The following is a 13259-nucleotide window of genomic DNA, read 5'->3' as shown; positions in this document are numbered from 1 at the left end:
CGTGGGTAGGAAATGCAATGAGGGTTTCTTTTCTGTTCGGTGGCCAGGTCAGCCTGACGGCGGAGGTCATCGATGAGTTCTGCGCGCGGTGTCCGGCCATCGTGCTCGCCTATGACGAGGCCGCCGCGGCGACCGGATTATCGGTGGATCGCCTGCGTGCCAGGGAGATGGCCGAAGAGCTGGCGAGCGCACCGGAGGATCGGCACAGCCTCGGCGCACTGCGTCAGGCGGCATTCGCGCTCGGGCTGGCCGAGGAGCTGTCCGCACGCGGTTTCGAGCCGGAGGCGGCCGGTGGTCTGAGCCTCGGCGCGCTGATCAGCACCTGTGTGGCCGGAGCCGTGTCGCGATATGAACTGTTCGGCATGCTGCACCACCGTCGGCTGGTACCGGAGTCGCCGGAAGGCGTTGCCGCGCACGGGATGGGACTGATGTACGTACCGATCGAGGACGATCCGGCGAACTACTACGGTGAGCGACGGCCCGGTGTGCACCTCGCGGTGGATACCGGTCCGATCGATGCGGTGCACCGGTCGTTCGTGCTGTCGGGCTATCTCAGCTCGCTGCAGGAGATACTGGCCGAGATCGAGGCGTCATCCGATACCCGGCAGATGTTCGTCCTCGATGCGTACAAGGGTGCGTTCCATTCGCCGCTGCAGCAGCATGCCGCGGACTTCATGCGCGGTTTCGTCGACGGCATGACCTTCCTCGATCCGAAATTCCCGGTCTGCTCGCCGGTGCGCCAGCGCAGCCTGACTACCGCCGACGATGTCCGAGATTTCGTGCTGCACAACAACTTACTGTCGGCCAGGTATGAGCCGTTGATCCAGGAGATGGATCGCATCGGCGTGCGCGGCGGCCTGATCATCGGGCCGGGTCTGCCGCAACCCGCGGTTCGTCCCTTCCCGGTGGAATTGGTAGCCGAGCCGACCGATCTCGACCGGCTGCCGGAATTGGCGGTGCTGCTCGGCGAGCGGGATGTGCAGAGCGTATGAAGCGTTTCGAACAGCGCCGGGTGCTGGTGACGGGAGCGGGTTCCGGAATCGGCCGGGCGATCGTATTGCGGCTGCTCGCGGAGGGCGCGACAGTGGTCGGTATGAGCCGGACCGGCGATGGCCTCACCAAGACCGAACAGCTCGCGCTCGATCAGGGCGATGGCGACCGGCTCACCGTTGCGGTGCTGGATATTTCGGATGAGGCGGCCGTCGCGCATACCGTGCCCGCCGCGATCGCCGGGACCGGCGGTCTGGACGTTCTGGTGAATGCCGCCGGGATCGTGCGGATGTCGCATACCCATGAGACCGGCACCGAGCTGTGGAATACCGTCCTCGGCACCAATCTGACCGGATCGTTCCTGGTCACCAGGACCGCCTTGCCCGCACTGCTCGATTCCGGGCGCGGCGTGGTGGTCAATATCAGCTCGAATGCCGCATCCTATGCGGCGCCGTATCGGGCGGCATATGCGGCGAGTAAGGGCGGGCTGGAGGCCTTCACGCGGGTGCTGGCATTGGAGTACAGCAAGCGGAATCTGCGTGCGGTCTGCGTCTCGCCCGGCGGTATCGAGACGGCCATGACCTACAGCCTGTTGGATGTGCCGCCGGATATCGACCCGGGCCTGCTGAGCAAGATGGCTCCGGCCATCGGCCCGCTGCTCGGTGCACCGGAGATGGTCGCGGGCGTGGTCGCCATGGTCGCCTCCGATGACGGCGAATTCATCACGGGCACCACAATTCACGTCGATGGCGGCGCGCACATCTAAATGGGCGAGGAAGTCAGATAACGCTGGAGGGTCGGTGCGATGTCGGCGATGATCTGCTCGTGGGTCAGGCCGACCACTGGCGGCAGCTCGAGCACGTAGCGGCACAGTGCGAGCCCGAGCATCTGGGTGACGATCAATCCCCCGCGGCGCTGCGCGTCGGCCGGATCGCCGAAGCGCAGTACCGCGGGGAGCACCTGTTCGGTGAAGATCTGCCGAAAGCGTTCGCTCACGGTCTCATCGGTGATCGATGAGCGCAGCAGAATCACCAGCACCTTGTTATCGGGCTGGTCCTCCCAGATCGCCAGGAATCGGCGAACCAGCAACTCGCCGAGGCCGCTCGGCTCGGCCGATGCCAGATCCGGCAGATCGAGGCGCACATCGACGGCCGCGGCGAACAGTCCGTCCTTGCTGCCGAAGTAGCGCATCACCATCGACGGATCGATGGCGGCGTCGGCGGCGATGGCGCGGATGGTCGCCTTGCGGAACCCCTCCGCGGCGAAGCGGGCGCGGGCGGCTTCCAGGATGGTCGCACGGGTCGCGTCCGAGCGGCGCGCAGGCGGTTGATCAGCGTCGATACTCATGCCAACAAGTGTAGGCCAACAACTGTTGACTTTCCTAGCCGAACGGGGCTACGGTTATGCCAACAAGCGTTGGCCTACAGATGTTGACTTAGGAGTTCCGATGAACACCACCCCGCTGCCGGAGACCACTTCAGTCGTCATCGTCGGGGCCGGTCCGGCCGGATTGACCACCGCGATCACCCTCGCCGACGCCGGAATCGACTTCGTCCTGCTGGACCGGCTCGCCGAGGGCGCCAATACCTCCCGCGCCGCCGTCGTGCACGCCAGGACGCTGGAGGTGCTCCAGGAACTCGGCATCGCCGATGAACTCGTCTCCCGCGGCATCGTGGTGCCGACCTTCACGGTGCGCGATCACGGCCGCACCCTGGCCACCGTGCAGTTCGACGGACTGCCCACCGAGTATCCGTACACGCTGATGGCTCCGCAGGACACCACCGAGGCGGTCTTGCTCGAGCGGCTGCGCAAGGCGGGCGGCGAAGTACAGCGGCCCTACGAGATCACTCGGGTCGCCGACGAAAATGGCGGCGTCACAGTCGAATACACCGATGCCTCCGGCGCGAGCGGCCGCATTCGCGCGGACTATGTGGTCGGTGCGGACGGTATGCACAGCGTCGTCCGGGAGCAGGCGGGCATCGGCTTCACCGGCGCGACCTACCCGGAATCCTTCGTACTCGCCGATGTCCGGATGGACTGGCCGATCGCGCGCAACGAAGTGGCGCTGCACCTTTCACCCGAGGGCGTGACGGTGGTGGCGCCACTGCCCGATGACACCGAGCCCAACCGCTACCGTGTCGTCGCCACCGTCGCCGAGGCCCCCGAACACCCGACCGTCGAGGACATCCAAACCATCCTGGACACTCGCGGCCCCGGCGGCACCGTAAAGGTCCGCGAGGTGCAGTGGAGCTCGCGCTTCCGGGTGCACCACCGGGTGGCCGACCACTACCGCGCGGGCCGGGTGCTGCTCGCAGGCGACGCCGCCCACGTGCACAGCCCGGCGGGCGGGCAGGGCATGAACACCGGCATCCAGGACGCAGCCTTCCTCGGTCCCTTGCTCGCCCGAGTCATCAACGGCGAGCCCGACACTGTGCTGGACACCTACGAAACCACCCGCCGCCCAGTAGCTCTCGGCGTCGTCGCCTTCACCGACCGCATGACCAAGATGGCCACCCTGCGTCCCCTGCCGGCCCGCCTGGCCCGCAACACCGCGATATCGATCCTGACCAGCATCCCCACCATCCGCACCAAACTCGCCTACCAACTGGCCGAACTCGCCAACCGCTGACCGACACCGAACGCCTCTGCCCGCCAGCGGAGGCGTTCGTCATTCCGGAGAGTCCCAGCCCCGGTAGGTGGACTTCCACGCGATAGGAGGCACACCGGTGGCTCGAGGGGTTTCAACGACTCTCGAATCCGAGCCTTGATACGGTGGCCCACGATCTCGGCGGAACGAACTACTGAACTGATTCGCCGTAGGTGCCGGGGGTGTTCACGTCCTCAATGGAACCGATCTTCGCGCAGTCGCGTCCAACTACTGAGGCGAGTGGTCTTCCAGCGGTCCCGTCCCCGGGACCGGGCCGAGCCATATCGGTATGAAGGAGCGTGGGCATGGCCAGTGTTCTAACCGTGGACATCGAGGTGCTGACCAAGGCTGTCCAGGCACTGAACAGCGCCGAACAGGTGCTGAACGAGGCGATGACGGCGATGTCCAAAGACAGCCACAAAGATATCGGTACCAAGGAACTCAACGACGCCGCCGACAGTTTTCAAACCCGATGGAAGTACGGCATCGAGCGCATCGGTGAGTCGGCCGAGGTGACCGCGGAGGGGGTCTCGCAGTGCCTCGCGGCCTATCAGGCGACGGACCTCGCCTTCACGAAGGCGCTCGAAGAGGCCGAAGCCGGCGTTGACGCCGAGGAGAAGGCGTGACCGAGAACCCCTATCCCAACCTGGGCTTCAACCCGGTTCCCGGCGCGGTCAGCGACGTGACCGGTCTGCAAGAGCAGATCAGCACATCGTACGAGGCGGTCAAAGAGACCAATCAGCTGTTGAGCCGTTTGCGCAACAGCAACGACGATGTGTGGAAAGGCGATGCTGGCAATGCATTCCGCGCGAGCTTCGACGCCACGCTGGCGCAGGATCTCGGCTATGCGCAGAGCTCGCTCGAAAAAGCGGTCGCGCTGATCCAGGAGTGGCACACGAACCTCGTCGGCTTCCAAGAGACCGCCAGGGGACTGGAGACCGAGGCGGCGGAAGCCAAGGGACAGCACACACAGGCTGTCGCGACTTTGAACCAGGCCAATTCCAATCCAGATCTGTTACTGGCGAACCAGCGTTTCTCGGACGCGGAAAGCCTGCAGGCAGCACAGACCCGCCTCAACGCGGCGGTCGCCCAGGTGAATTCCGCCAGCGCATCCGTTGATGATCGGCAAGCGAAGATCGATGCGATCATCAAACGCGCACGCGAGCTCGAAACCGCTCACGACACCCTCGCCCGTCGAATCGCCAGTGAATTGGATGCCGCCGCAAAGGATTTCGCTCCCAGTCCGCCCGACAAGAGCATCTGGGATCGGATCACCGACGCTGTCAAGAGCCTGGGCGAATGGATCGATGAGCACCGTGCGGGGATTCATCAAGCGCTGTCGATCGTCGCTGCGGTCGGCAGTGTTATCGCCGTGTGCACACCCCCGCCGATCGATGCGATAGGTTTTGCGGTCGCGGCAGCCGCGACGGTTGGTCTCATCGGACTTGATTTGTCCGATCCAGAAATACGACGAGGCCTCGCGAACGGCGAACTCAGCGCGTGGAAGACGGTTGGCCTGGACTCGTTGGGAATTGCCCCTGTCGGCGGCGCTGGTATTTCTGCGGCCAAGGTCGGATTGAATCTCATCAGGGGTGGTGAGGCTGTTGCGGTCGGGGCACGTGCCGCACAGACAGTTGGCACAGCTGAACGATTCGGCACTGCGGCACTGAACGCCGTGACGCACGAACCGCTGCTATCGTCCAAGATCGTTTCCGCACTCGGCGGCGCGAAAGTCGCTGAGGCGTTGAAGCTCGATGGCCCGGCGACCAAGGTACTGCAATTGACCGGAGCCGCCGGGCCGCACGCGTCCGTCTCGGCAGTCGAGGCAGTAGATGTGTTCGCCCGATCGGGTAAAGCCGTGAAGGCGATGATCAACCCGCTGACCGGAGGCCAAGACTGAGATGTCGATTACCGCCACAACCGCGAATATCTCCATCGCGGTCGACGTGCCGCAGGGATATGTCGACCTGCCACTCGAAACAATTGATGATTCGATCGCACAAGCGGAATCGTTGTTCGCGTCACTCGGACCCGGTGCAGTGAGTTCAGCTGCACCAGCGGTCCTCCAGGCATTGCGGGTCCTGCTTACCCGACTGGCGCAGCTCAACACCGTCTACTGCGGCCTCGGGAGACATATGTCGGCGGATGGTCAGCAGATCTCGTCGACGTTGACCATCACGGTAAGCGAGTATGGCGAGCGAAGAAATCCGCGGTTGACGCTGGGAGATGTACTTACCGGGCGTCTCGACGCTGGTGAGAAATACAAAAACGCAGAATTCTTGGAGATCTCGGGGCGATCGGTGCTGTTCCTCGACAGGGTGAGGTCTGTGCCGACCCCCGACCTGCCCGGGTACGACGCGTCCGAGCTCGAGCAGTCCGTCTATCAAATCGAGGCGGTCGTTTCGTCGCCGGACGGATCCGCGATCGCTGTCATCGAATTGTCGACGCCATTCGTAGAGCACGGAGACGAATACCTGCTGCCGATTGCGGCGATGGCTGCATCGATAGAATTCACGATAACCCCGTTACAGTCTGCGATGTTCTCGCTGGATCTATGAGGCGTGGTCATGTCCCACAACAAAGCTCCCGGGGTACCTCCGGCAATATCCTGCCCTGAAACCAAGGCGGCGGCACGGAGGGGAGCGGTCGGCCGTTGGTCGTTGATGCTGATCGGCTTGGTGTGCCTGCCGTTGACTGTGGTACTGATCGACGTTGGAGACCGTATCGAGTCGGCGACTCTATCCAGGCTTGTCGATTTCGTCAGGAATCTGGCCGCTGGCGGCATGACTGTCGGCCTCATCGTGGGCGGCGTCTTGATCTGGATCAATCGGAGAAGACGCCGAGCGATCAGACGGTACCCCTGGATTGTCTGGCGAATAAACTATATCGCTACCGGACGCTACGAATGGGTGGAACTGCTCGACCGGAACGGTCACGTGGTTTCCGGTCTGATTTTGAGCACATGGTCCAAAGATATCGGAAAGCTCGTAGATCGCAACACATCAGAGATTTGGTTTGCCGGAGACCCGGCGAAGTATGGCGTAATTTCCCGACCTGGTGGCAGCGACCTCCGATACGCATATGTTTCCAAACTCCAACCGCCACCGCGGTGGACTTTTCGGACGGAAGAACCGAAAGGCGACATCGGAATGGGTGTACCGATGACAGGTGTTCCGAAGTATGAACTGGCGCGAGAAAGCGGTCAGTTGATGATGAAGCCCGTTGGAGAGCCGGGCGCAACCCCGGCCCGGCATGGTGCCAAGGGGGACAGCAGGTATCCGTCACCCCGTATGGTCCGGCGGGTCTCGGCATTCGCCTTCGACTGGGTCCTACACCTCGGCATCGGGCTCGGCGCGGCAATCGCTCTCAGCCCCGAGTTCTCGTTCGAGGCCGCCACACGGTTCGATTGGAAGCATCTCGGCGTGAGCCCGGTCATCGCGCTCGGGTGTTGGCTGTTGACCTCTGCGGTCGACCGAGTCTTAGTGCAAGCGGTCTTCCATACGACGGTGGGCAAGGCGTTGTTCGGATTGGTCATCATTCGCCCCGGCGACGGCACGTACCCTTCGTTCGGAAGATTGCTGGCCGTGTGGTTGGTCAATGTGTATCTCGTAGTGGCAATTCCGATCGATGGACCGGGGCCGGACAGCATCGAAGACTACTTTCTGCCAGCTGTACGACGACGAGATCTACAGCGGGACAGGGCAATCCAATGAATTTAGGGCGACGTTGCTCAGAGGGAGTCGCCGCACAATCGGCCCGCCGGTGGCAGGTCCGGCGGGCCGATTCGGGGCGGATGCCGACCCTTTCGAGCGACGTGCAAGCAGTCGTCAGCGGCGGGGTCAGGCAGGGGTTTCCGCGAGGAGTGAGCCGATGGCTCGTAGGTGGTCGGTGGCCGTGCCGAGGGCGAATTCATTGTGTTTGGCGGCGGTGAAGTAGTTGTGCACGATGTGGTCGCGGTCGATGCCGACGCCGCCGTGTACGTGGACCACGGTGTGCGCCACCCGATGTCCGGCATCGGCGGCCCAGAATTTGGCGGTGTGCACCGCTTCAGCGCTGGCCAGATCCTCGGAGACCCGCCAGGCGGCCTGGGTGACCGCCAGCCGCAGGCCCTGGACGTCGATGTAGGCGTCGGCGAGGCGCTGGGCGACGGCCTGGAAGCTGCCCACCGCCTTGCCGAATTGTTCACGCTCGCGGGCATATTCGGCGACCAGCTCGAGTGCGCGTTCCAGCGTGCCCAATTGCTGCGCGCTCAGTCCGAGCCAGGCGCGGGTCAGGATCCAGTCCAGGATCTCCCCGCCGGAGGCCACCGTGGCGACCAATTCGGCCGGGGTGTCGTGGAATTCGACGCCGAACTCGGCGCTGAAGTCCACCACGCGCTGGGCGGTCACCTTGACCGTCGCGTCGGCGGGATCGACCAGGAACAGGGCCGGAGCTCCGGAAACGGTGGCGGGGATCAGGATGCGGGCCGCGCGGTCGGCGTAGGGCACCGTGGTCTTGGCGCCGGTGAGCCGCCAGCCGCCATCGGCCTCGTGCGCCACCGTGGTCGGCTTGGTCGGCTCCCAATTGTGTTCCTCGGCCAGCCCGGCGGTGAGGATGATGCTGCCATCGGCCGCCCGGCGCGCCCAATCCTGCTGGGCCCCCGAGCCGAACTGTGCGAGCGCGCCCGCGCCGACCACGATCGACCACAGGTACGGCACCGCCGCGACATGCCTGCCGAGTTCGCGCAGCACGGCGCTCTGCTCGAGTGCGCCGAAGTCGCCGCCGCCCACCGCTTCGGGCAGTGCGGCGGCCAGCACGCCGGTCTCGGCGAGGGACTGCCACAGCGGCTCGTCGAAGCGGCCCTCGGCGTCGAGTTCGCGGATCCGGTCGGCGGTGACCAATTTGGCGCAGACCTCGGCGGTCAGGCGGGTCAGGTCGAGCTGAGCTTCGGTGGGTGTGAAATCCATGGTGTCTATGTGCTTTCTGCTCAGCGCGCCGCGGCGGGTTGCTTGAGTGCGGTCATGGCGATGATGTCGCGCTGGACCTCGTTGGTGCCGCCGCCGAAGGTCAGGATCAGCGCCGCGCGGTGGAACCGCTCCAAGCGTCCGCGCAGTTCCGCGCCGGGGGAGTCCTGGCGCAGATATGCCTGCGGGCCGAGGATTTCCATCAGCAGGCGGTAGGCCTCGGTGGCAAGTTCGGTGCCGTAGACCTTGCAGGTCGAGGCGTCCCATGGCCGCGGCGCGGCATCGCCGCCCGCATCGGCCCGGCTGGCGATCTCCCAGTTCAGCAGCTTCAGGTACTCGACCTTGGCCTGCACCTTGGCCAGATTGAGCCGCACCCATTCCTGGTCGATTACCCGGGAGCCATCGCCGGCCTTGGTATTGCGGGCCCATTCGGTGGTCTGGTTCAGCGCGACGGTGAGCGGACCGGCGGAGGTCAGTGCGACGCGTTCGTGGTTGAGCTGATTGGTGATCAGCGCCCAGCCGCCGTTCTCCTGGCCGACGAGCGAGCTGGTGGGAACCCGGACGTCCTGGTAGTAAGTGGCGCTGGTGTCCGGTCCGGCCATGGTGTGCACCGGGGTCCAGGAGAAGCCCTCGGCCGTGGTCGGCACGATGAGCATGCTGATGCCCTTGTGCTTCTTGGCAGTCGGATCGGTGCGCACCGCCAGCCAGACATAGTCGGCGTAGGCGATCAGGCTGGTCCACATCTTCTGGCCGTTGATCACGTAGTCGTCGCCGTCGCGCACCGCCGTGGTGCGCAGGCTGGCCAGGTCGGTGCCCGCGCCCGGCTCGGAATAGCCGATGGAGAAGTGCAGTTCGCCCGCGGCGATCTTGGGCAGGAAGAACTTCTTCTGCTCCTCGCTGCCGTAATGCATGATCGTCGGCGCCACCGAATTGATGGTCAGGAAGGGCACCGGCGCGCCCGCGATGGCCGCCTCATCGGTGAAGATCAGCTGATCCATGGTCGGGCGATCCTGCCCGCCGAACTCCTTGGGCCAGGCCAGGGTGAGCCAGCCGTCGCGGCCCATTTCCTGAACCACCTCGCGGTAGACGTTGCCGTGCCCGTACTCGCCGGTGGTCGCGCTCAGCGCGGCTCGGCGCTCCGGGGTGATCAGCCGCGCGAAATAGTCGCGCAGCTCCGCACGGAGCTGTTCCTGCTGCGGCGTGTACGCAATGCGCATGGCAGTACCTCTTGGGGGATGGTCAGCCGACGGAGCTTGCGGAGTCGGCGGGGTGGGTATAGCGGATGGGGATGGTCAGCCGACGGAGCTTGCGGAGTCGGCGGGGTGGGTATAGCGGATGGGGATGGTCAGCCGACGGAGCTTGCGGAGTCGGCGGGGTGGGTATAGCGGATGGGGATGGTCAGCCGACGGAGCTTGCGGAGTCGGCGGGGTGGGTATAGCGCAGCCTTCGTTCGATGTCGGTTAACCGATCATTGCATATGAACTGAAACATGTTCCAGTATTGCGAGCGAATGTGGTCGATGACGACGCACGACATCAGATCGTGTTGTTAGGCTTCGACTAGAGCATCAGTGAAGGAGTTGCCATGAAGGTCAGTGTCGATCTGGACCAGTGCGAAGCCAATGGAATCTGTGTCGGAATCGCCCCCGACGTCTTTGAACTCGATGATGACGATCAGCTGCACATCTTGGTCGGCGAGGTCGCCGAGGATCGGCTCGATGATGTCCGCGACGCGGTTGCCCAGTGTCCGAAAGCGGCCCTCCGGCTGCAGTGACGGGTGCTTGCCGTAAATAGGAACACGTTCTAGAGTCGGGCCCGTGAGTGATGCAGACAACAACGGTGTGAGTCTCGCGGGCCGGGTGGCCATCGTTACCGGTGGCGGCGCGGGACTGGGACGGGCCGAGGCGCTCGCCCTGGCGGGTGCGGGCGCGTCGGTGGTGGTCAACGATCTGTCGGAATCGGATGCGGTGGCCGAAACGCTCGCCGATATCCGGGCGCTCGGCGCCAAGGCGGAGTTCGTCGCGGGCAGCATTGCCGAGCGTGCGACCGCCGATGCGCTCATCAGCACCGCCGAAGAGGCGTTCGGCGGCGTCGACATCGTGGTGAACAATGCGGGCATCACCCGCGACCGCATGCTGTTCAACATGTCCGATGAGGACTTCGACGCGGTGATCGCGGTCCATCTGCGTGGTCATTTCCTGTTGTCGCGTAATGCGGGCGCCTACTGGCGGGCCAAGTCCAAGGCGGCGGGCGCGCCGATCTACGGCCGGCTGGTCAACACCTCCTCCGAGGCCGGACTGCTCGGCCCGGAAGGGCAGGCCAACTACGGTGCCGCCAAGGCCGGTATTACCGCGCTGACGCTCTCCGCCGCGCGCGGGCTGTCCCGTTTCGGTGTGCGCGCCAATGCCATTGCGCCGCGGGCGCGCACCGCCATGACCGAGGCGGTCTTCAGTGCGGCACCGGAGGGCGGTATTGATCCGCTCGCGCCGGAGCACGTCGCCCGCTTGGTCGCCTTCCTCGCCTCGCCCGCCGCCGACGCGGTCAACGGGCAGCTGTTCGTGGTCTATGGGCCGATGGTCGCGCTGATGGCCGCACCGGTGGTCGAGCAGCGCTTCGATGCGGCCGGTGACCAGTGGAATTCCGCTGATCTCGCCGCCACGCTCGGCGGTTACTTCGCGGAGCGCCCCGCCGGGCGTACGTTTTCTGCATCTTCACTGATCGATCTCGACCGCTAGCAACTGCTTGCAGGTAGCTTGCAATGGTCGGGTCGCTCAGTGATGGCAGCTGCCATCGAGTGGCTGACCAGCTGTTGATCACCACTTCGGCAGTTGGTAGACATGGGAGCCAAGGTGTGTCCCGCCTCACAAGGGTTAGGTCATCCTGAATTGATACAGGTTGCAAATTCGTAGGCCGAATCAAGCAAAAAGAGCTGTTTAAAAGTGTCGAAAAGCTTCCTACGGCAATGTGAACGTGTTCTAATCGTTGCGGCGATGCGGCCGAGGAGGGGCATCGTGCGGTGTGCAGTATTAGCAGGATGAGCAAGGAGGATCGCGCATGAACGAGGTCCTTGCCGTGCCATTGCGTGCTGTTGGCGGGTTTTTCGAACTTGTTGCCGACGTTGCGCGGGCCAGCATTCGACGACCGTTCCAAGGGCGCGAGTTCATTGATCAGGCCTGGTTCATCGCACGCGTTTCGATCATTCCGACACTGTTGGTCGCGATTCCGTTCACCGTGCTGGTGAGCTTCACGCTCAACATCCTGTTGCGCGAAATCGGCGCCGCCGATCTCAGCGGCGCGGGTGCGGCATTCGGCGCGGTCACCCAGGTCGGGCCGATTGTCACGGTATTGATCGTCGCTGGCGCTGGCGCCACCGCGATCTGCGCGGATCTCGGTGCCAGAACCATCCGCGAGGAGATCGATGCGATGCGCGTGCTCGGCATCGATCCGATACACCGGCTGGTCGTGCCGCGGGTGCTGGCCTCGATGTTCGTGGCATTGCTGCTGAACGGCCTGGTGTCCACCATCGGCATCGTCGGCGGCTTCCTGTTCTCGGTGCTGCTGCAGGATGTGAATCCCGGTGCGTTCGTCAATGGCATCACCCTGCTCACCCATCTGCCCGAGCTGGTCATCTCCGAAGTGAAGGCCGGTTTGTTCGGGCTGATCGCCGGACTGGTGGCCTGTTATCTCGGCCTGAATGTCAAAGGTGGTCCCAAGAGTGTCGGTGATGCGGTGAATCAGACCGTTGTCTTCGCCTTTATGGCCCTGTTCGTGGTGAACGTCGTGGTCACCGCCGTCGGCATCAAGTTCTCGGCGCGGTGAGGCGATGGCGTTCGTAATCCAGTCCCGATTCCCGCGTACCGTGCGGCGAGTGCGTCGTTTTTCGGACTCACTCGATTCGGTGGGTAAACATGCGGTGTTCTATGCGCAGACGATCGGTTCCATCCCGCGCGCCCTGCTGCACTATCGGACCGAGACGATTCGATTGATCGCCGAGATCAGCATGGGCACAGGCGCTTTGGCCGTGATCGGCGGCACGGTCGTCATCGTCGGCTTTCTCACGCTGTTCACCGGCGGCACCATCGCGGTGCAGGGTTACAGTTCGCTCGGCAATATCGGCGTCGAGGCGCTGACGGGCTTCTTCGCGGCATTCATCAATGTGCGCATCGCGGCGCCGGTGATCTCCGGAATCGGTTTGGCCGCAACGATCGGCGCGGGTTCGACCGCGCAGCTCGGCGCCATGCGGGTGGCCGAGGAAATCGACGCGCTGGAGTCCATGGCGATTCGGCCGGTGCCGTATCTGGTCGGCACCCGGGTGCTGGCGGGCATGATCGCGATCGTGCCGCTGTACGCGCTGGCGGTCATCTGCTCGTTCATCGCGAGTCGCTTTGCCACCGTGGTGATCTACGGGCAGTCCGCGGGCGTCTACGACCACTACTTCTCCACATTCCTGATCCCCAGCGACATCCTCTGGTCCTTCGCCCAGGCGATCTTCATGGCCTTGGCGGTCATGATGATCCACACCTACTACGGCTACAACGCCGCGGGCGGACCGGTCGGTGTGGGGATCGCGGTCGGCAATGCGGTGCGGGCCTCACTGGTCGCGGTGGTCACGGTGACACTGCTGATCTCGCTGGCCATCTACGGCACCTCCGGCAACTTCCATCTCTCCGGGTAGAGCGG

Annotated in this window: 14 protein-coding genes; 11 read left to right on the top strand and 3 right to left on the bottom strand. The window is 64.3% G+C overall.

Going from position 1 to position 13259, the window contains the following annotated elements:
- The first annotated feature begins 17 nt into the window (after window positions 1-17).
- Window positions 18-992 (top strand): hypothetical protein, encoded by a 975-nt coding sequence (locus ACQP2D_RS41250; protein ID WP_433681298.1) that lies wholly within the window; start codon window positions 18-20, stop codon window positions 990-992.
- Window positions 989-1756 (top strand): SDR family NAD(P)-dependent oxidoreductase, encoded by a 768-nt coding sequence (locus ACQP2D_RS41245; RefSeq protein ID WP_433681297.1) that lies wholly within the window; start codon window positions 989-991, stop codon window positions 1754-1756. The genes ACQP2D_RS41250 and ACQP2D_RS41245 overlap by 4 nt, the downstream gene beginning before the upstream one ends.
- On the opposite strand, the gene ACQP2D_RS41240 is transcribed toward ACQP2D_RS41245, so the two are convergent.
- Window positions 1753-2337: a TetR/AcrR family transcriptional regulator gene (locus tag ACQP2D_RS41240; RefSeq protein WP_433681296.1), complete on the bottom strand. Its 585-nt coding sequence runs from the start codon at window positions 2335-2337 to the stop codon at window positions 1753-1755. The two genes, ACQP2D_RS41245 and ACQP2D_RS41240, sit on opposite strands and share 4 nt — an antisense overlap.
- A 100-nt stretch (window positions 2338-2437) precedes the next feature.
- Here ACQP2D_RS41240 and ACQP2D_RS41235 point away from each other — a divergent pair, with 100 nt between their 5' ends.
- From ACQP2D_RS41235 to ACQP2D_RS41215, 5 genes are all read left to right on the top strand, one after another.
- Window positions 2438-3619, top strand: coding sequence for an FAD-dependent monooxygenase (locus ACQP2D_RS41235; protein WP_433681295.1), 1182 nt, complete (start codon window positions 2438-2440; stop codon window positions 3617-3619).
- Window positions 3620-3960: 341 nt separating this feature from the next.
- Entirely contained in the window at window positions 3961-4263 is a 303-nt protein-coding gene (locus ACQP2D_RS41230; protein WP_433681294.1) for a hypothetical protein, read from the top strand.
- Window positions 4260-5537, top strand: coding sequence for a hypothetical protein (locus ACQP2D_RS41225; RefSeq protein WP_433681293.1), 1278 nt, complete (start codon window positions 4260-4262; stop codon window positions 5535-5537). Before ACQP2D_RS41230 ends, ACQP2D_RS41225 begins: the two co-directional genes overlap by 4 nt.
- A 1-nt stretch (window position 5538) precedes the next feature.
- A complete protein-coding gene (locus tag ACQP2D_RS41220; RefSeq protein ID WP_433681292.1) occupies window positions 5539-6195 on the top strand; it encodes a hypothetical protein in 657 nt (218 codons plus the stop codon).
- A gap of 9 nt (window positions 6196-6204) precedes the next feature.
- Window positions 6205-7350 (top strand): RDD family protein, encoded by a 1146-nt coding sequence (locus tag ACQP2D_RS41215; RefSeq protein WP_433681291.1) that lies wholly within the window; start codon window positions 6205-6207, stop codon window positions 7348-7350.
- A gap of 126 nt (window positions 7351-7476) precedes the next feature.
- On the opposite strand, the gene ACQP2D_RS41210 is transcribed toward ACQP2D_RS41215, so the two are convergent.
- Window positions 7477-8583 carry an acyl-CoA dehydrogenase family protein gene (locus ACQP2D_RS41210; protein WP_433681290.1) on the bottom strand — a complete coding sequence of 369 codons (1107 nt, stop codon included), beginning with the start codon at window positions 8581-8583 and terminating at the stop codon, window positions 7477-7479.
- Window positions 8584-8603: 20 nt separating this feature from the next.
- Complete coding sequence (locus tag ACQP2D_RS41205) at window positions 8604-9797, bottom strand: acyl-CoA dehydrogenase family protein (protein ID WP_433681289.1); 1194 nt, start codon at window positions 9795-9797, stop codon at window positions 8604-8606.
- A 367-nt stretch (window positions 9798-10164) separates the two neighbouring features.
- Between ACQP2D_RS41205 and ACQP2D_RS41200 the strand changes: the two genes are divergently transcribed.
- The 4 genes from ACQP2D_RS41200 (at window position 10165) to ACQP2D_RS41185 (ending at window position 13254) form a co-directional block, all read left to right on the top strand.
- Window positions 10165-10353, top strand: coding sequence for a ferredoxin (locus ACQP2D_RS41200; RefSeq protein ID WP_354959653.1), 189 nt, complete (start codon window positions 10165-10167; stop codon window positions 10351-10353).
- Between the two features lie 43 nt (window positions 10354-10396).
- On the top strand, window positions 10397-11314 hold the full coding sequence (locus tag ACQP2D_RS41195; protein WP_433681288.1) for a 3-oxoacyl-ACP reductase: 918 nt from the start codon (window positions 10397-10399) through the stop codon (window positions 11312-11314).
- A gap of 319 nt (window positions 11315-11633) precedes the next feature.
- Complete coding sequence (locus ACQP2D_RS41190; RefSeq protein WP_433681287.1) at window positions 11634-12398, top strand: MlaE family ABC transporter permease; 765 nt, start codon at window positions 11634-11636, stop codon at window positions 12396-12398.
- 4 nt (window positions 12399-12402) lie between these two features.
- Window positions 12403-13254, top strand: coding sequence for an MlaE family ABC transporter permease (locus ACQP2D_RS41185; RefSeq protein ID WP_433681286.1), 852 nt, complete (start codon window positions 12403-12405; stop codon window positions 13252-13254).
- Window positions 13255-13259 lie beyond the last annotated feature (5 nt).

Source organism: Nocardia sp. CA-119907, assembly GCF_050955995.1.
Lineage (GTDB): Bacteria > Actinomycetota > Actinomycetes > Mycobacteriales > Mycobacteriaceae > Nocardia.
Note: the sequence above shows the minus strand (reverse complement) of the source record. Positions and strands in the feature narration are given on the sequence as shown.

Coding starts and splice junctions, on each gene's coding strand:
- ACQP2D_RS41235 (WP_433681295.1), top strand. CDS start 2,438: ATGAACACCACCCCGCTGCCGGAGACCACTTCAGTCGTCATCGTCGGG.
- ACQP2D_RS41250 (WP_433681298.1), top strand. CDS start 18: ATGAGGGTTTCTTTTCTGTTCGGTGGCCAGGTCAGCCTGACGGCGGAG.
- ACQP2D_RS41220 (WP_433681292.1), top strand. CDS start 5,539: ATGTCGATTACCGCCACAACCGCGAATATCTCCATCGCGGTCGACGTG.
- ACQP2D_RS41240 (WP_433681296.1), bottom strand. CDS start 2,337: ATGAGTATCGACGCTGATCAACCGCCTGCGCGCCGCTCGGACGCGACC.
- ACQP2D_RS41215 (WP_433681291.1), top strand. CDS start 6,205: ATGTCCCACAACAAAGCTCCCGGGGTACCTCCGGCAATATCCTGCCCT.
- ACQP2D_RS41245 (WP_433681297.1), top strand. CDS start 989: ATGAAGCGTTTCGAACAGCGCCGGGTGCTGGTGACGGGAGCGGGTTCC.
- ACQP2D_RS41185 (WP_433681286.1), top strand. CDS start 12,403: ATGGCGTTCGTAATCCAGTCCCGATTCCCGCGTACCGTGCGGCGAGTG.
- ACQP2D_RS41210 (WP_433681290.1), bottom strand. CDS start 8,583: ATGGATTTCACACCCACCGAAGCTCAGCTCGACCTGACCCGCCTGACC.
- ACQP2D_RS41205 (WP_433681289.1), bottom strand. CDS start 9,797: ATGCGCATTGCGTACACGCCGCAGCAGGAACAGCTCCGTGCGGAGCTG.
- ACQP2D_RS41190 (WP_433681287.1), top strand. CDS start 11,634: ATGAACGAGGTCCTTGCCGTGCCATTGCGTGCTGTTGGCGGGTTTTTC.
- ACQP2D_RS41200 (WP_354959653.1), top strand. CDS start 10,165: ATGAAGGTCAGTGTCGATCTGGACCAGTGCGAAGCCAATGGAATCTGT.